22 protein-coding genes are annotated in these 16,830 nt (G+C 69.6%); 13 read left to right on the top strand and 9 right to left on the bottom strand.

Annotated features, from left to right (window positions below; genetic code table 11):
• Positions 1-468, bottom strand: a complete 468-nt coding sequence (locus tag CQ042_RS15775; protein ID WP_105671405.1) for a VOC family protein — start codon at positions 466-468, stop codon at positions 1-3.
• Between the two features lie 67 nt (positions 469-535).
• Positions 536-1,333: a TrmH family RNA methyltransferase gene (locus CQ042_RS15770; RefSeq protein ID WP_258132276.1), complete on the bottom strand. Its 798-nt coding sequence runs from the start codon at positions 1,331-1,333 to the stop codon at positions 536-538.
• Between the two features lie 191 nt (positions 1,334-1,524).
• On the opposite strand from CQ042_RS15770, the gene CQ042_RS15765 reads away from it, so the two are divergent.
• Genes CQ042_RS15765 through CQ042_RS20530 form a run of 6 tightly spaced genes read left to right on the top strand, consistent with a single transcriptional unit; the run spans position 1,525 to position 5,398 of the window.
• Positions 1,525-2,817, top strand: coding sequence for an Nramp family divalent metal transporter (locus CQ042_RS15765; protein WP_374954474.1), 1,293 nt, complete (start codon positions 1,525-1,527; stop codon positions 2,815-2,817).
• A gap of 19 nt (positions 2,818-2,836) precedes the next feature.
• Entirely contained in the window at positions 2,837-3,139 is a 303-nt protein-coding gene (locus tag CQ042_RS15760; protein WP_105671403.1) for a hypothetical protein, read from the top strand.
• Positions 3,140-3,153: 14 nt separating this feature from the next.
• Positions 3,154-3,786, top strand: a complete 633-nt coding sequence (locus CQ042_RS15755) for a metal-dependent transcriptional regulator (RefSeq protein WP_105671402.1) — start codon at positions 3,154-3,156, stop codon at positions 3,784-3,786.
• Between the two features lie 53 nt (positions 3,787-3,839).
• Positions 3,840-4,652, top strand: coding sequence for an HAD-IIA family hydrolase (locus tag CQ042_RS15750; RefSeq protein ID WP_105671401.1), 813 nt, complete (start codon positions 3,840-3,842; stop codon positions 4,650-4,652).
• Between the two features lie 3 nt (positions 4,653-4,655).
• The gene (locus CQ042_RS15745; RefSeq protein WP_105671400.1) at positions 4,656-5,234 is read left to right on the top strand and encodes a YdeI family protein; all 579 of its coding nucleotides are present in this window, start codon (positions 4,656-4,658) and stop codon (positions 5,232-5,234) included.
• Entirely contained in the window at positions 5,231-5,398 is a 168-nt protein-coding gene (locus CQ042_RS20530; RefSeq protein WP_165875499.1) for a hypothetical protein, read from the top strand. The genes CQ042_RS15745 and CQ042_RS20530 overlap by 4 nt, the downstream gene beginning before the upstream one ends.
• A 23-nt stretch (positions 5,399-5,421) precedes the next feature.
• Here the strand turns inward: CQ042_RS20530 and CQ042_RS15740 are convergent, their stop codons facing one another.
• The gene (locus CQ042_RS15740; protein ID WP_105671399.1) at positions 5,422-6,606 is read right to left on the bottom strand and encodes an anhydro-N-acetylmuramic acid kinase; all 1,185 of its coding nucleotides are present in this window, start codon (positions 6,604-6,606) and stop codon (positions 5,422-5,424) included.
• Positions 6,606-7,505 (bottom strand): N-acetylmuramic acid 6-phosphate etherase, encoded by a 900-nt coding sequence (gene murQ, locus CQ042_RS15735; protein WP_258132281.1) that lies wholly within the window; start codon positions 7,503-7,505, stop codon positions 6,606-6,608. The genes CQ042_RS15740 and murQ overlap by 1 nt, the downstream gene beginning before the upstream one ends.
• Before the next feature lie 123 nt (positions 7,506-7,628).
• Between murQ and CQ042_RS15730 the strand changes: the two genes are divergently transcribed.
• From CQ042_RS15730 to CQ042_RS15720, 3 genes are all read left to right on the top strand, one after another.
• Positions 7,629-8,531: a MurR/RpiR family transcriptional regulator gene (locus CQ042_RS15730; RefSeq protein ID WP_105671397.1), complete on the top strand. Its 903-nt coding sequence runs from the start codon at positions 7,629-7,631 to the stop codon at positions 8,529-8,531.
• A 189-nt stretch (positions 8,532-8,720) separates the two neighbouring features.
• Positions 8,721-8,915, top strand: a complete 195-nt coding sequence (locus CQ042_RS15725; RefSeq protein ID WP_105671396.1) for a hypothetical protein — start codon at positions 8,721-8,723, stop codon at positions 8,913-8,915.
• A 4-nt stretch (positions 8,916-8,919) separates the two neighbouring features.
• Complete coding sequence (locus CQ042_RS15720) at positions 8,920-9,189, top strand: hypothetical protein (RefSeq protein ID WP_105671395.1); 270 nt, start codon at positions 8,920-8,922, stop codon at positions 9,187-9,189.
• Between the two features lie 31 nt (positions 9,190-9,220).
• Here CQ042_RS15720 and CQ042_RS15715 read toward each other — a convergent pair whose 3' ends face one another.
• Both CQ042_RS15715 and pyrE read right to left on the bottom strand, forming a co-directional pair.
• The gene (locus CQ042_RS15715; RefSeq protein WP_105671394.1) at positions 9,221-10,123 is read right to left on the bottom strand and encodes an ROK family protein; all 903 of its coding nucleotides are present in this window, start codon (positions 10,121-10,123) and stop codon (positions 9,221-9,223) included.
• Entirely contained in the window at positions 10,120-10,680 is a 561-nt protein-coding gene (gene pyrE, locus CQ042_RS15710) for an orotate phosphoribosyltransferase (RefSeq protein WP_105671393.1), read from the bottom strand. The genes CQ042_RS15715 and pyrE overlap by 4 nt, the downstream gene beginning before the upstream one ends.
• 37 nt (positions 10,681-10,717) lie before the next feature.
• On the opposite strand from pyrE, the gene CQ042_RS15705 reads away from it, so the two are divergent.
• Both CQ042_RS15705 and CQ042_RS15700 read left to right on the top strand, forming a co-directional pair.
• Positions 10,718-11,578, top strand: coding sequence for an exodeoxyribonuclease III (locus CQ042_RS15705; protein ID WP_105671392.1), 861 nt, complete (start codon positions 10,718-10,720; stop codon positions 11,576-11,578).
• A gap of 11 nt (positions 11,579-11,589) precedes the next feature.
• Positions 11,590-12,399: a Cof-type HAD-IIB family hydrolase gene (locus CQ042_RS15700; protein WP_105671391.1), complete on the top strand. Its 810-nt coding sequence runs from the start codon at positions 11,590-11,592 to the stop codon at positions 12,397-12,399.
• Positions 12,400-13,187: 788 nt separating this feature from the next.
• Here CQ042_RS15700 and CQ042_RS15690 read toward each other — a convergent pair.
• From CQ042_RS15690 to CQ042_RS15680, 3 genes are read right to left on the bottom strand one after another with little or no spacing between them, the layout of a single operon-like run.
• Positions 13,188-13,823, bottom strand: coding sequence for a dihydrofolate reductase family protein (locus CQ042_RS15690; RefSeq protein WP_105671389.1), 636 nt, complete (start codon positions 13,821-13,823; stop codon positions 13,188-13,190).
• Positions 13,820-14,512, bottom strand: coding sequence for a helix-turn-helix domain-containing protein (locus CQ042_RS15685; protein WP_105671388.1), 693 nt, complete (start codon positions 14,510-14,512; stop codon positions 13,820-13,822). Before CQ042_RS15685 ends, CQ042_RS15690 begins: the two co-directional genes overlap by 4 nt.
• Before the next feature lies 1 nt (position 14,513).
• A complete protein-coding gene (locus CQ042_RS15680) occupies positions 14,514-14,951 on the bottom strand; it encodes a VOC family protein (protein ID WP_181157596.1) in 438 nt (145 codons plus the stop codon).
• 153 nt (positions 14,952-15,104) lie between these two features.
• Here CQ042_RS15680 and CQ042_RS15675 point away from each other — a divergent pair, with 153 nt between their 5' ends.
• Positions 15,105-16,370, top strand: coding sequence for a sensor histidine kinase (locus CQ042_RS15675; RefSeq protein WP_105671387.1), 1,266 nt, complete (start codon positions 15,105-15,107; stop codon positions 16,368-16,370).
• Between the two features lie 8 nt (positions 16,371-16,378).
• A partial coding sequence (locus CQ042_RS15670) for a response regulator transcription factor (RefSeq protein ID WP_146115416.1) occupies positions 16,379-16,830 on the top strand: 452 nt, incomplete at its 3' end.

Here is a 16,830-nt window from a genome sequence, read left to right as displayed (position 1 = left end):
TCAGGCGTTCTCGAGCTCCGAGATCACGATCTTCTTCATGTGCATCAGCGTCTGGATCTGCTCCGGCCGCTGCTGCAGCAGGTCGAGGCCGGCGGGGACCACCTGCCAACTGACACCGAACCGGTCCTTGCACCAGCCGCACGCCTCGGAATCCGGCACCGCCGAGAGCGCCGCCCAGTAGTGGTCGATCTCCGCCTGGTCGGCGCACTCGATCACGAAGGAGATCGCCTCGTTGAAGGCGAACGCCGGTCCTCCGTCGATGCAGCCGAACCGCGTGCCGTTCAGAGTGAACTCGCCGTTGATGATCTTCCCCGACATCCCCTCGAAATGCGTGCTGAGGTTCTCATCCGGATAGAAGGTCACACTGTCGATCGACGAATTCGGGAACACCGAGACGTAGTAGTCCATCGCCTCCTGCGCGGTGTCGACGAACCACAGATACGGACGGATGGGTGTGACGCCTGCCATGTCGGCCTCCTCGATCGGCACTCACGCTACGCCCGCGGTCACCGCCTGTCGAGAGGCACCTGCAGCGTCAGCGCGCGTATCTGCGGCACCACTCGTACATGATCACGGCGGCGGCGGCGCTGGCGTTGATCGAGCGCGTCGACCCGTACTGGGTGATCTCGATGTGGGCGGACGCCGCGGCGAGCGCTTCGGCCGACAGCCCCGGCCCCTCCTGGCCGAACAGCAGGACGCAGCGTTGCGGGAGATCCGCCTTGTCGACGGGGACGGCGCCGTCGACATTGTCGACCGCGATGATCGGCAGCCCCTCGGCGTCGGCCCACGCCGCGAACGCCTCGACGTCTTCGTGATGCACGACGTGCTGGTACCGGTCGGTGACCATGGCACCGCGCTTGTTCCAGCGGCGGCGACCGATGATGTGCACGGTGTCGGCGAGGAACGCGTTGGCACTGCGCACGATCGACCCGATGTTCATGTCGTGCTGCCAGTTCTCGATGGCGACGTGGAACGGATGCCGCTGGGTGTCGAGATCCGCGACGATCGCCTCCATCCGCCAGTAGCGGTAGCGGTCGATCACGTTGCGGGTGTCGCCGACAGCGAGGAGTTCCCGGTCGTACTGGTCCCCCTCGGGCCAGGCATCCTCTCCCCCGGGCCAGGGGCCGACGCCGTAGCCGGGCTGGGTGCTCGATCCCGGGCCCGTCGCGGCAGGGCCCGTCGCGGCAGGGCTCGTCGTGGCAGGACCCAGGCTCCTTGAGGCCGCCGGGGCTTCGGGGTTCGGGCTCCTTGAGGCCGCCGGGGCTTCAGGGCGCAGGCTCCTTGAGGCCGCCGGGGCCTCGGGGTTCGGGCTCTCCGGCGCGGCATCATCCATCCCGCCAGGCTATCGCCGCCGCTTTCTGCATGCCGACACGCCAGATGTCGGACTCGCGAGCACACCATGGCCGACATCTGGCGTGTCGGCCTGCACCGTGCGCGTCGGCGCGCAGGACGGGCGGTCGACGCAGGGAAGAAATGTCACCCCAGGATATTTAGGTGTGCCGAAAAATACGCTACGGTTTCGGTGTGCCTAAAAATTCCTCGCTCCCGGTGACGGTCCGCCACGCGACCCCGGCGACCGCACCCCGCAGTCTCTGGCTGCTCGGACCGGCGCTCGTCGCCGGCGTCGCCTACCTCGATCCCGGCAACGTCGCCAGCAACATGACCGCGGGGGCGCAGTACGGCTACCTGCTGGTGTGGGTGGTGCTCGCCGGCAACGTGATGGCGTGGCTGATCCAATACCTCTCGGCGAAGTTGGGCGTCGTCACCGGGCGGAGTCTTCCCGAGCTGTTGGGCGCACGGCTGACGCGACCCTGGGCCCGTCGCGCCTACTGGCTGCAGGCCGAGCTCGTCGCGATGGCGACCGACCTCGCGGAGGTCATCGGCGGCGCCGTCGCCCTGAACCTGCTGTTCGACGTGCCACTGCTGCTGGGCGGTCTCATCACCGGCGCGGTCTCGATGATCCTGCTCACCGTGCAGAGCCGCCGGGGCGCCCGTCCGTTCGAGTTCGTGATCATCGGGCTCATGGCGATCATCACGATCGGATTCGTCGCGGGAGTGTTCGTCGCCCCACCGGACCCGGCGGGAGTTCTCGGCGGGATGGTTCCGCGTTTCGAGGACACCGGCTCGGTCCTGCTGGCCGCGTCCATCCTCGGCGCGACGATCATGCCGCACGCGATCTACGCACACTCCTCCCTCGCTCGCGACCGCTTCGGCGCCACGACCGCGCACGCCGGCGACGAGGCCCTGCGCACCGAGACCTCGCGCATCCGCCGACTCCTCACGGCCACCCGCTGGGACGTCTCGATCGCCATGGTGATCGCCGGGTCCGTGAACCTCTGCATCCTGCTGCTCGCCGCCGCGAACCTCGCCGGCGTCGAGGGCACCGATTCGCTGGAGGGCGCCCATGCCGCTCTCGCCGCAGGCCTCGGGCCGGTCGTCGCGACCTTCTTCGCCGTCGGACTGCTCGCCTCGGGTCTGGCATCGACCTCGGTGGGCGCGTACGCCGGGGCGGAGATCATGCACGGCCTGCTGCACGTGCGCATCCCGCTGCTCGCTCGTCGACTGGTGACCCTGATCCCCGCGCTCGTGATCCTCGGGATCGGCTTCGACCCCACACTCGCCCTGGTCCTCAGCCAGGTGGTGCTGTCGTTCGGCATCCCGTTCGCGCTGATCCCGCTGGTCGTGCTCACCGCACAGCGTCGCACCCTCGGTGCCTGGGTCAACCGACGGTGGACGACGGCGGCCGGGGTCCTGGCCTCCGTGCTGCTGATCGCGCTCAACGGCGCCCTGCTGTGGCTGGTGCTGACGGGAGCGTGAGCCCGGATAGGCTCGACACATGTCCGCCGAGAACGCCCGCCGCAACGTCCGCATCCTGACGTGGATCGGCTTCGCGACCGGCATCATCGGCGGTGTGCTGATCGCGTTCCCGAAGGTCATCGACCTCGCCAGCCCCTGGGTGCAGCTCGCACTGGGCGTCGCCACTCTCGTGCTCGCGTTCCGGGCCCGCAAGATCGGCATCGCCGAGATCGAGGGGTTCGACGGCCGGCTCTCTCTGGCCGCCGCCCTCCTCGGCTTCCTCGTGGTGTTCTTCGCCGGCCAGGCCGCGTTCGGCATCCTGGTGGCCGTGGCGAACGCCTGACCTAAGCTGGAGCGGTGGCATCCCCGGCAGCTGACGACTATCTGAAAACCGTCTACGCGCACACCGAGTGGCAGGACGCACCGATCACCCCGTCGGTGCTCGCCGCGAAGCTCGGCATCGCGCCGTCCTCGGTGACCGAGATGGTGAAGAAGCTCGCCGCCGCCGGCCTCGTCTCGCACGTGCCCTACGGCGCGGTGCGGCTGACGGACGCCGGCACGGTCCGCGCGCTCGCGATGGTGCGCCGGCACCGCCTGATCGAGACCTGGCTGGTGCAGGAGTTCGACTACGGGTGGGACGAGGTGCACGACGAGGCCGAGGTGCTCGAGCACACCATCAGCGACCGGCTGCTGGAGGGCATCGACGCGCGCCTGGGCCGCCCTCGCTTCGACCCGCACGGCGACGCGATCCCCGACGCCGACGGCCACATCGAGCGCGTTCCCTTCGTCCTGCTGGCTGATGCACCCGACGGCCACACGGGCCGCGTGCTCCGGGTGGACGACCGCGATCCGGAGCTGCTGCGCGCCCTCGATGCGCTGGGCCTCGCGGTCGCCTCGACCGTGACCGTCAGGGCATCCGGGGTCGAGATCGACGGCCTCGGATCGGCGTTGCCCGACGGGGCGGCGCAGGTCGTCTGGCTCAGCGCCTGACGCGGCGCCGACACGGTCAGGTGCGCGTCGCCTGCGGCCTCTAGGCTGTGCACATGGCACAACGTGACGACATCGAATGCTGGCTCACCGACATGGACGGCGTGCTCGTCCACGAGAACGACGCCATCCCCGGAGCATCCGAGCTGCTCGCCGGGTGGGAGAAGGCGGGCATCCCCTATCTGGTGCTCACCAACAACTCGATCTTCACCGCGCGCGACCTGTCTGCGCGCCTCCGCATCAGCGGACTGCACGTGCCGGAGGAGCACATCTGGACCTCGGCTCTCGCGACCGCCGACTTCCTGAAGCAGCAGCTCCCCGGCGGTTCGGCCTTCGTGATCGGCGAAGCCGGCATCCTCACCGCCCTGCATGACGCGGGCTTCATCATGACCGAGACGAACCCCGATTTCGTGGTCGTCGGCGAGACGCGCAACTACTCCTTCGAGGCGATCACGAAGGCGATCCGCCTCATCATCGGCGGCGCGCGCTTCATCGTCACGAACCCGGATGCCACGGGCCCGAGCACCGACGGGCCGCTGCCGGCCACCGGTGCGATCGCCGCGCTCATCACGAAGGCCACCGGCAAGGAGCCCTACGTCGTCGGCAAGCCGAACCCGATGATGTTCCGTTCGGCGCTGAACAAGATCGGCGCACACTCGAAGCGCACCGGCATGATCGGCGACCGCATGGACACCGACGTCGTCGCCGGCATCGAAGCGGGGCTGCACACCGTGCTCGTGCTCACCGGCATCAGCGACCAGGCCGAGATCGAGAAGTACCCGTTCCGCCCCGACGAGATCGTGCAGTCCGTGGCCGACCTGTTGCCGCGGATCACCGAGACGATCACGACGGTGAAGACCAAGAAGTAGCCCATGGGCGCACTGGACGACGGCGAGCGGCTCAGGGCAGCGGATGCTGCGGCCTGGCGCGCGTGGCTCGAGGAGAACCACGAGCGGGCTGCGGGCGTCTGGCTGCTGAGCGTTCGGGGCGATTCCGACGGTGTCGGTTACGAGGATGCCGTGCGACAGGCGCTCTGCTTCGGCTGGATCGACGGACCCGTGCGCGTGTTCAACGACGGGACGGACGGACGCGCCAACGGACAGTGGTTCTCTCCCCGTCGTCCCGGCAGCGGCTGGGCGGCGACGAACAAGGCGCGCATCGCCGAGCTCGAAGCGGCGGGACTGCTCGCCCCCGCCGGCATCCGGGTGCTGGAGGTCGCCAAGGCGAACGGCTCCTGGACCGTGCTCGACGGCCCCGAGGCCGGGATCGAGCCCGCCGAGTTCTCGGCTGCGCTCGACGCCGTCCCCGCCGCGCGCGAGAACTGGGATGCGTTCCCGAAGTCGGTCAAGAAGTTCGGGCTCACGCACATCGCGATGGCCAAGCGCCCGGAGACCCGGTCGGCGCGCATCGCGAAGATCGTGGCGGATGCCGCGGAGGGGAAGCGCCCATGAATCAGAACGACCTGCTGTTCCTCGTCGTCTTCCTGATCCTGCTCAGCTCGCTGACCGTGTTCATCGTGCAGTTCGTGCGCTCCCGCCGAGGGCGCGGCGGCTCGGACGACGGCCGCGCGGGCTGGTGGGAGGGCCCCTGGGACGACGACGACCGCAAGCGCTGAGCCCGCGGACGCCGGAATCCCGGTCAGGGGGCCTCGGTCAGCACCAGGGTCTCGATCGCCACGACCGGCTCGGGCATCTGCAGCGGGCCGGCCCCGGGGGTGATCGTCCCCAGGATGCGCGGCTCACGCGCACCGGTGCCGCCGGGGACGATCGCGGGAACACCGTGCATCGTCGACCAGCCGATCAGCGCGAGGAGGATCGCCTCTTTGCTGTCCGCAGCGGCGCCCAGCTCGTCGGCCAGCACGACCTCGGTCCCCGGCAGCGCGGCGCGCAGTCCATCGAGGATCAGCGGGTTGCGGCACCCGCCGCCCGACACGGCGAGGAACCCGATGCCGGCGGCTTCCACGTCACGCGCGACCGTGCGCACGGTGAGCTCGGTGAGGGTGCGCACGATGTCGGCGACCTCGATCTCCCGGCCCTGTGCGGCCAGGTGCTCGTGCACGTAGCCGAGGTGGAAGTGCTCCTTGCCGGTGCTCTTGGGCGGGGTGAGGGCGTAGTACGGGTCGTCGAGCAGTGCCGCCAGCAGCGCCTCGTCGACCTGTCCGGTGCGGGCGATCGCGGCGTCGTCGTCGTAGCCGAGCGGGTGGAGGCCGTGCTCCACGACGACCGCGTCGACGAGCGCGTTCGCGGGGCCGATGTCGTACGCGACCAGGCCACCCTGCCGCACCACCGTCATGTTCGAGATGCCGCCGAGGTTCAATGCCGCAGAGATCCCGGCGCGCGAGCGCAGCAGCAGCTCGTCGAGGAACGACACCAGCGGGGCGCCGTGGCCACCGACCGTGATGTCACGGATGCGGATGTCGGACACCACCGGAGCACCGACCTTCTCGGCGATCCAGGCGGGCTGCCCGATCTGCAGGGTTCCCCGCGCGTGCGCGCCGTCGACCCAGTGGTACACGGTCTGGCCGTGCGAGCAGACCGCGTCGACGCCGCCGACCTCGGCGGCGATGTCGGCCGCGACCTCGGCGAAGGCCTGCCCGATGAGGGTGTCGAGCTCTGCGACCTCGGCGAGCGTCGTCTGCGCCGGCGGGAGGGCGGCGATCAGCCGCGCCCGCAGCTCGGGGGCATACGGCACACTCGTCGCCGCGAGCACCGTGCCGTGCAGATCCACACCGTGGGCCGTGAATCCACCGCTGGTCGTGAAGTCGACGACGGCGGCGTCGATCCCGTCGTGCGAGGTGCCGGAGATCAGTCCGAGGACGCGCATCAGTTCTCCTCCAGTGCGGTGCGCAGGCGACCGTCGCCGGCGGCCAGTCGTGCGGTGGCCGCAGCGAGGTCCTCGCTGCGGCGGATCATGATCGACGCGAGCTTCACGTCGTAGGAAGCCGTCTCCAGCGCGGCCACCGCCGCGTCACGGTCGGCATCCGCGATGGTCTGCACCATCCGGATCGCCCGCTCGCGCAGCTTGTGGTTCGTGGCCTTCACATCGACCATGAGGTTGCCGTAGGCCTTGCCGCCCCGCACCATCGAGATGGTCGAGAACATGTTCAGCACGAGCTTCTGGGCGGTGCCCGACTTGAGCCGCGTCGAGCCGGAGAGCACCTCCGGCCCGACCTCGACCTCGATCCCGTGCTCGGCCACCGCGCTGAGCGCGGTCCCGAGGTTGCACGACAGTCCGACGCTGAGAGCACCGCGCTCCCGCGCCCGGCGGACGGCGGCGATCACATAGGGCGTGCGTCCGCTCGAGGCGATGCCGACCACGGTGTCGAGCGGGCCGATGGCCGCCGCGTCGATGGCTGCCGCTCCGGCATCCGCGTCGTCCTCGGCGCCTTCGACCGGGTTCACGATCGCTCCGGGGCCTCCGGCCATGATCGCGAACACGAGCTCGGGCGGGGTGCTGAACGTGGGTGGGCACTCCGAGGCGTCGAGCACGCCGATGCGGCCGGGGGTTCCCGCGCCGACGTAGACCAGGCGCCCGCCCTGAGCCATGCGTGCGGCCGTCGCCTCGATCGCCGGGACGATCTGCCCGAGTGCGCGCTGCACGGCGGCCGGCACCGTGGCATCCGCCTCGTTCATCGTCTGCGCCAGCTCGGCGACGCTCATCAGATCGAGCTCCGCATAGCGGGGATCGCTGGCCTCTGTGGCCAGCCCGCCGAGGTCCTCCATGGTCACCGCTTCCTGATGCCTTCTCGACATCGCCGGTCAGGCGTGTATCAAAAGTACCCGTCCATCACTTCTGATGTAACAGACGTTCCTCTAGTGTATGAGACATCGATCGGAGACCGCCCTATGCCCCGTGAAGCCGTCCGTGACACCGTCGGCGCGCACCCCGTGCTCGTCCGCATGCGCGCGGTCCGCCCCGAGCTGCGACCGAGCGAGCAGCGCATCGCCGACCTCTTCCTCGCAGATCCGGCGGGAACGGCAGGACTCTCGATCGCCGAGCTCGCCCGGCGCTGCGACACCTCGACCACCTCGGTCGTGCGATTCTGCAAGCGCCTCGGCTACGAGCACGTGCGCGAGCTGCGCAACCACGTACTGCGCGAGGTGGAGCGCGAGACGTTCGACACGGCGGCCCTCCCTGCCGTGTCGGGAGACATCGACAGCGACGACACCCTCGCCGACATCGTCGCGAAGGTCTCGCTCGCGGAAACCCTGTCCCTCGCCGACACCGCCAAAGTGCTCGACACCGAGGCGCTGCGGGCATCCGTCGAGGCGATCACCTCGTCGACCAGGGTCGACATCTTCGGCGTCGGGGCCAGCGCCATCGTCGGCCTCGACCTGCAGCGCAAACTCACCCGCATCGGACGCACGGCGCTGGAATGGTCGGACCCGCACGCCGCCTGGACCTCGGCGGCGACGCTCGGCCCCGGCAACGTCGCGATCGCGGTGTCCCACAGCGGTGCGACCACCGACACGATCGAGTTCCTGCTGCTCGCGCGAGAGGCCGGGGCGACCACGATCGCGATCACGAACCACGCCGGCGCGCCGCTCGCCGATCAGGCCGACATCGTGCTGACCACGGCTGCCCGCGAGACCGGTTTCCGCTCCGGCGCACTGGGCAGCCGGATCGCGCAGCTGATGGTGGTCGACTGCATCTTCATCGGCGTCGCCCAGTCGAACTACGACCGCTCGATGGAGGCGCTGCGTGACACGTTCGACGCGGTGCGCCGCGGGCGGACGGCAGGGGTGTGACGCAGGGGGCGCAGGGTGCAGGCCCGGCTGTTCGCCGTGGCACTCCCGCTCGACGTGGACGTCGAGCCGACATCTCCTCCGCACCTCGCGACGCCGGCGACCTCTTCACAGATGCCGGAATACCGGCGCACACACCGGCCCGTGCGGCGTAACGTCGTCGACACACCCATCCGAGCAAGGAGAGCACGCGTGTCCACGGAGGTTTTCGCGATCATCATCAGCGCCGTCGGTGTCGTCGTGACGCTCGGCACGAGCGTCTTCGTCGGCGCCGCGTGGATGGTCCGCCGGATCGACGCGGTCGCTGCCGACGTCACCGACCTCAAGATCTCCGTCGCGCGCCTCGAAGGGCCGCCGCGGCGCCTGCTCACCACGGGAAGAAGCTGAGGCCATGACCACGGAGACCCTCACCATCATCCTCAGCGCCATCGGGATCGTCCTCACCCTCGGCACCAGTCTCTTCGCCGCCGGCGCGTGGATGATCCACCGCATCGACGACCGCATCGACGCCGTCGACGAGAAGCTCAGCTCCCGCATCGACGCGGTCGACGAGAAGCTCAGCTCCCGCATCGACGCGGTCGCCGCCGACGTCACCGACCTCAAGATCTCCGTCGCGCGCCTCGAAGGGCCGCCGCGACGCCTGCTCACCACGAGCCGCTGAGCAGCGTCCCGGAACGACGCGCCCCGAAGACCTACCGCAGCACGAGAGCAGCTGCGCCGATGAGAGGTCCCTCGTCGCCGAGCCCCGAACGCACGACGCGTGTGCGGCGGGAGTATTCGTGGACGGCACTCGCGGTGAGCGCCTGCTGCACGAGCTCGATGTAGTCCGCCGACACCCGGGAGAACCCGCCGCCGATCGCCACCACGTCGAGGTCGACGAGGGTCGCGGCGTCCGCGAGCGCCTCCCCGACCGCACGTGCCGACCGCTCGATCGCCGCTCGTGCGATGGCATCGCCGGCGGCGGCATCCCGGGCGAGATCCTCGCCGGTCGCGCCGGTCCACCCCTGCTGTTGCGCCCAGGCGGCGCTCGCGGGTCCCGACGCGATCTCCTCGAGCGTCAGCCCGCCCTCGCGACGCACCTGGCCGAGGTGCCCGGCGTTGCCGGTGGCACCCGGGATGTACGCGCCGTCCGCGACGAAGCCGCCACCGACTCCCGTGGACACGACGATCGACAGCGAAGCTCCTGCCCCCTGCGTGGCGCCGAGCCAGGACTCCGCGAGCGCGAGCGCGCCGCCGTCATGACCGAGGATCGTCGGCACGTCGCGCCCGAGCACGGCCGAGGCCGCGGCGCGGACGGCCGCCTCGAGGCCGAAACCCCGCGCCAGAGGCATGTTGACCGGCATGATCGCACCGACGGTGCGGTCGATGGGTCCGGCGCTGCCGACTCCGGCACCGACCAGGTCGGCGTCGGCGGGAAGTGCGGCGAGCGCGTGCTCGACGATCGCGACGACCGCGGCGTTCAACGACGCGACCGTTGCTTCGCGGCCGGTGGCCTGCCGACTGCGGCTGCCGTCGAGGAGCATCCCGTCTTCTGCGACGAGCGCGGCCTCCATCTTCGTGCCGCCGACGTCGACGGCGAGCGCGTAGCCGGTCACTGGGGGGCGAGCCCGAGGTCATCGAGGTCGAAGGCGGCACGCCATTCGAGTCCCTCGGCTTCGATCGCGGCCTGCGCCCCGGTCTTGCGGTCGACGATCACGGCGACCGCGACGATCTCGGCGCCTTCCTTGCGCAGGGCCTCGACGGCCTTGAGCGCCGACTGGCCGGTGGTCGAGGTGTCTTCGAGCACGACGACGCGCTTGCCCTTGACGTCTGCCCCTTCGATCTGTCGGCCGCGGCCGTGGTCCTTCGGCTCCTTGCGCACGACGAACGCATCGAGCGGGCGATCGGTCGCCACCGAGGCGTGCAGCACGGAGTTCGCGATCGGGTCGGCGCCGAGCGTGAGGCCTCCGACGGCCACGACATCGAGGTCGCCGATCAGGTCGAGCATGATGCGGCCGATCGCGGGTGCGGCCCGGTGGTCGAGCGTGAGCTTGCGCATGTCGACGTAGTACGTCGCCTTCTTGCCGCTGGAGAGCGTGAAATCACCGTGGAACACCGCCTCGTCCGTGATGAGGTCGAGGAGTGTCTGGCGGTCTGCGTCGAGTGCGGTCACGGCATCCAGTGTAGGAGGCAACGCCTAGGCTGGACGCATGCGCTTGGCCACCTGGAACGTCAACTCCATCCGCACCCGTGTCGCCCGCACCGTCGAATTCGCCGTCCGTGAGGACATCGACGTGCTGGCGATGCAGGAGATCAAATGCAAGCCCGAGCAGTTCCCCTACGGACCGTTCGAAGAGGCCGGGTACCACGTCGAGGTGCACGGCTTGAACCAGTGGAACGGCGTCGCGATCGCGAGCCGCCTGCCGATCACCGACGTGCGCACGGCCTTCGACGGGATGCCGGGCTTCGCGAAGGGGCATGAGGGTCCGGATGCGCCGCTCGAGGCCCGTGCGCTCGGCGTGATGGTCGACGGGGTGCGGGTGTGGAGCCTGTACGTGCCGAACGGCCGCTCGCTGGAAGACCCGCACTACGCGTACAAGCTGCACTGGCTGGAGCAGCTGAAGAAGTCGACGGCCGCCGAGCTGTCGGCGAACCCCGACCTCCCTCTCGCCCTGGTGGGCGACTTCAACATCATCCCGTTCGACCACGACAACGGCGACCCCGACATCGTGGTCGGCCGGTCCACGCACGTGTCCCCGCAGGAGCGCGACGCGTTCTTCGCGTTCCAGGACGCGGGGGTCACCGACGTCGTGCGACCGTTGCTGCCCGAGGGATACACGTACTGGGATTACCAGCGCCTCAAGTTCCCGCGCAACGAGGGCATCCGCATCGACTTCGTCCTGGGGTCGCGCACGCTGGCCGAGGCCGTGACGGGCGCCTCCATCCACCGCGACGAGCGCAAGGGCGAGCAGCCCAGCGACCACGTCCCGGTGGTCGTCGACCTCGACGGCCGCCGCCTGGGGACGGGCGGCGCCGATGACGACGACGACTTGCCGATGATCTTCTCCTGAACGCCGATCTCGTGAGTGTCCGGCTGATCGCCACCGACCTCGACGGCACCCTTCTCGACTCGACTTCCGCCGTCACCCCGCGCACGCGCGCGGCTCTCGACGCAGCCCGCGCGCGCGATATCCATGTCGTCCCGGTCACAGCCCGCCAGCCGATCGGTCTGCGTGCGATCGCGGCCGACGCCGGGTTCGATGGCTGGGCGCTGTGCAGCAACGGCGCCTATGCGGTGCGCCTCGACGACGGGCGGATGCTGTTCGCCGAAGAGCTTCCCGCCGACACGATCCGCTCGCTCGCCGAGGCCCTGCGTGCCAGCATCCCCGGCCTGCTGTTCGCCAGCGTGCGCGACGCCGGCGAGACGTTCGTGGCGCAAGACGGCTACGCCGCGATCGCCGCTCTCGCCGACCACAAACGCGACCCCCGGACGATGGGCGGCGTGCCTCTGGAGCAGGTGCTGTCGGCCCCCAGCCTGAAGTTCGTGATCCGTCACCCCGAGCTCGCCCCGGCCGCTCTCTTCGACACCGTCCGCGCGCTCGGGCTCACCGGCTTCGAGGCGACACTCTCCGGCGCACCCTTCGTCGAGGTCATGGCAGAAGGCGTCACCAAGGCCACCGGCCTCGCCCGCCTCTGCGACCGCCTCGGCATCGACCGCGCCGACGTCGTGGCCTTCGGCGATGCGCTCAACGACGTCGAGATGCTCCGCTGGGCAGGGCATGGAGTCGCCATGGCCGCCGCCGAACCGCTCGTTCAGGAAGCGGCCGACGAGACGACCGCCTCGAACGACGACGACGGCGTGGCGCAGGTGATCGAGCGGCTGCTCGGCTGAGGGTCGCCGCAGGGGTGAGTTCCCTTGTGTCACTGAGCGCCAAGCCTCGGTCACTCACGTCATCGCGACGCGCTGGGCATCCCGCACGGCGCGGCGAGGCGCACTGATCGACCGGTTCTCTTCTTCAATTGCGAACCTCCATCCGAGCATCCGCCGTTCGTGTCATGTCATCCTCGATGCCGTTGCTCTCCTCAGCGACGCACCCTGGGCCGTGCTCACCGCGTCGCCGCGGTGGGACTGAAATCAGCAGAGGTCCCATCGCAGAACGGCCCGCTCAACTCAGACCAGTCGCGACCCGAGAAGCGCCCCTGCCCGGGAAGGAAGACCGCTTCACCGACATCACTGCGGACGCGGAGTGCTCCGTCCTGATCCATCTCCCAACTGCCTGCCCCCGAGACGGCTTCCTCGGGTTCGGACACACAGGATCGCCCGTCAGGTGACCTTTCGACTCGTCCCATCGATGTTCCTGCGAACTCGGCGGTCCCGTCTTCGTTGAGGGTGATCCTTGCGGTCGCCGTGTTCTCCGCATCAGGTTGCCGAGAGAGCTGCCAACCGATCGGATACGCGAACTGATCTCCTGGCCCTGGTGCTTTCGTGATCGCCGGCACGATCACGACGACGCCGAGAACCACCACGCCGACAAGAGCGATGAGCCCGATGGACCCGAAGATCGCGAATCGCTTCGTCATCGTCATGGAAAGAATCTAGCGCTGACGGTGGACCGTTCCACGGACTCGTCTTCACCCCACGACCCGCGTCACCTCACTCGATGACCCTGCCTCCCGTGGTCAGTCGAACGTCCCGACCTCCGGCACGCGATCCGTCCGCCCATACCGGAGCAGGGTCACGCCCGCCTCGTCGGTGACCGGTGGCTGCAGCAGGCGCAGCACCGACGGCAGCGCACCGTCGTCGAAGACCTTCTTGCCCGCGCCGAGCAGCAGCGGATACACCCAGAGGTTCAGCTCGTCGAAGAGCCCCTCGGCGAGCAGCGTGTGGACGAAGTCGATGCTGCCGATCACGTGCACCTCGCGGTGAGCCGTCCGCATCGCCGCGATCTCTGCGGCCAGGTCTCCCCCGACACGGGTGCTGCCCTCCCAGTCGAGCGCGAGATCCGCATCCCGCGTCGCGACGTACTTCGGCACGCGGTTGAAGAGCGTGCCGATGTCGCCCGACTCCCCCTCGGTGTGATGCGGCCAGTACGAGGCGAAGATGTCGTACGTGCGTCTCCCGAGCAGCAGCGCATCGAGTCCGCGCATGCCCTTCTCGATCTCGGGGCCGACGCCGGACGAGGGGTATCCGGCCTGCCAGCCGCTGAAGCGGAACCCGCCGGAGGTGTCCTCTTCGGTGCCGCCCGGCCCCTGGGCGACACCGTCGAGGGAGGTGAAGAGATCGATCAGGATGCGACCGGATGCGCGGTTGTTCATGTCGTGCTCCCTACGGTCAGTCGTGTGATGTGGAAGGTGTCGGCGAACGAGTCCAGCAGTGATTCGTCGCCGCGGACGACCGCGACGACATCCTGCGCGAGCGCCTCGGCCGGTGTGATGTCGCCGCCGATCAGACGACGGATGCCGGGACCCGCGACGATCACCGCATCGGGTTCGCCGCGGGGAGGACGCCCGCCGACGGGTGGGGCCGGGGGTGCGATCTGCGCGACTCGGAGCTCGCCGTCCCGCACGGATGCACGGAGGGCGACATCGCCGACGTGGAGCTCGTACTCGGCGTCCGCGGCGGCATCCGTCTGGAAAGCCGTGCGCAGCGCCATCGTGAGGGAATCCGCGGTGACGACGTCGCCCTCCTCCGGGTCTCCCATCGCCTGGAACCCCCAGCGTCCGAGCGCGAGCATGATCGGCTCGAACGAGTGGCCGTAGGGAGTGAGCTCGTAGACGAGGCCGCAGTTCAGCAGCGGCACCCTCCGGACGACCCCGCCCTCCTGGAGATCCTTCAGACGCGTGGACAGGATGTTGGTCGGAATGCGCGGCAGGCCCTGCTTGAGGTCGGTGTAGCGACGGGGACCGACGAGCAGATCACGGACGATGAGCAGCGCCCACCGTTCCCCGATCAGCTCGACGGCCGTCGTCACGCCGCAGTACTGGCCGTAGCTGCGCGCCGCCATGTCAGGCCGACGTGGCGGTGTCTGCCACGTGGTCCGGGCCGTTCTCGACGGCCTCGGGGGTCATGTAGAGGAAGCCGAGCGAGTTGCCGTCCGGGTCGTCGAGGTCGCGCGAGTACATGAAGCCGTAGTCCTGCGCGGGCTTCGGCTCGGCGCCACCCGCGGCGAGGCCCTTCGCGAGGATCGCGTCGACGTCCTCGCGCGAGTCCTGGCTGAAGGCGACCGAGACCTGGGCGACCTCGTTCGGGTCGGCGATCGGCTTGTCGGTGAACGTGGCGAAGAACTCGCGCTTGAGGACCATGAAGTAGATGTCCTCGCTCCACACGACGCACGCGGCGTTCTCATCGGTGAACTGCGGGCTGATCTCGCAGCCGAGGGCGCTGTAGAACGCCTTGGCGCGCTCGAGATCGCTGGTCGGCAGGTTGACGAAGACCTTGGTCATGATGACTCCTCTATCGATGCGGACCCATCGGTCGGTGAGCCCCTCGAAACCAGCTTGCAAAAAACAAGCACGGTTGTCAACGGCACATCGCACGTCCTTCCGATCCGCCGCACGGGGGATGCGTCGCCGTCGCCCCCGCCCTACGGTGGAGGGATGCCCGCTGCCCCGTTCACCCGCATTGCGACCGAGCGCGAACGGCGGAGCGATCTCGTCCTCGCAGCCGTCTTGTTCGTCGGGTCCGTCCTCAGCGCGGGACTCTCCTCGATCGCGGAGATCTACGGCGACGATCAGGCCCCGCTCTGGACCGCTCTCGTGTACGCCGTCTTCGCGACCGCACCGCTCGCATTCCGCCGCCGCTGGCCGGGGATCGTCGCCATCGTCGTGGTCGCCGCGTACTTCACCGCGGTGACGATCCGCGTCCCCGAGATCTACGTCGGCAACATCGCGATGTTCATCGCCATCTACACCGTCGGCGCCTGGATGAACAACCGTCGCCGCGCCGTCGTCGTGCGCGTCGGCATCATCGTCGGCATGTTCGTGTGGCTGCTGATCACGATGTACCGCGATGCGATCCGCGAAGCCGACAAGGCCGACGTCATCGCCGGGGCCATGTCGCCCTACGTGGCGTTCATGCTCATCCAGCTGCTGCTCAACGTGCTCTACTTCGGCGGGGCCTACTACTTCGGCGAGCGCTCCTGGACGGCTGCGGCGCAGCTCGCGGTGCTCGAACAGCGCACGGCCGAGTTGGAACGCGAGCGCGAGGTCACGGCGGCGCAGGCCGTCGCCCTCGATCGGGTGCGCATCGCCCGCGAGCTGCACGACGTCGTCGCCCACCATGTGTCTGTCATGGGCGTCCAGGCGGGGGCGGCGCGCCTCGTGCTCGAACGCGACCCTGCGGAGTCGGCACGGATCCTCACCGGGATCGAGGGGTCGGCGCGCGACGCGATCCACGAGCTCCGTCAGCTGCTGGAGACGCTGCGCACACCGGGCGGTGAGACGACCGATGCCGCCTCGACGCTCGCCCTCGACGACATCTCCGAGCTCGCCGAGGCGTCGACCGAGGCCGGTCTGCCGACCGACTACGCCGTGATCGGAGACCCGGTGCCCGTGCCGTCGCTCGTCGCCGTGAACCTGTACCGCATCGCCCAGGAGTCGTTGACGAACGCGCGGCGGCATGCGGGCTCCGGTGCCACGGCCGACGTCCGCGTGCGCTACGACGACGACGGGGTCGAGGTCGAGATCGTGAACACCGGCCGTACGGTCGGCCAGGTGCGTCCGGGACTCGGCCAGCTGGGCATGCGGGAGCGCGCCGCGGCCTCCGGAGGCACGCTCGAGGTGACGCCCCGATCCGTCGGCGGGCTGCGGGTGCGCGCCCGGGTCCCGCTTCCCTTCTCGAGCGAATCGAGCGTGCTCCGTTGACCGCTCCGATGACCGTACCGATCTGCGTGCTGCTCGTCGACGACCATGCACTGCTGCGCGCCGGCTTCCGCACCATCCTCGACACCCAGCCCGACATCACCGTCGTCGGCGAGGCGTCGTCGGGTGCCGAGGCCGTGGCGAAGGCGTCGGCGCTCCGCCCCGATGTGATCACGATGGACGTGCAGATGCCCGACATGGACGGCATCGAGGCGACCAGGCGTATCGTCGCCGACCCCGAGGTCGAGGCGGCGATCGCGATCGTCACGACCTTCGACCGCGACGACTACCTGTACCAGGCGCTGGATGCCGGAGCCAGCGGCTTCCTGCTCAAGAACGCCGGCGCGGAAGACCTGATCACCGCCGTCCGTGCCCTCGCCGCGGGGGACGGGATGCTCGCTCCCGAGGTGACCCGGCGGGTGCTGGCCCGGTTCGCGGCGAGCCCGACGATCACCAACCGGCC

The organism is Microbacterium sp. MYb62 (genome assembly GCF_002979475.1).
Taxonomy (GTDB): Bacteria; Actinomycetota; Actinomycetes; order Actinomycetales; family Microbacteriaceae; genus Microbacterium.
The sequence above is the reverse complement of the archived record's forward strand: the minus strand, read 5'-3'. Positions and strand labels throughout refer to the sequence as shown.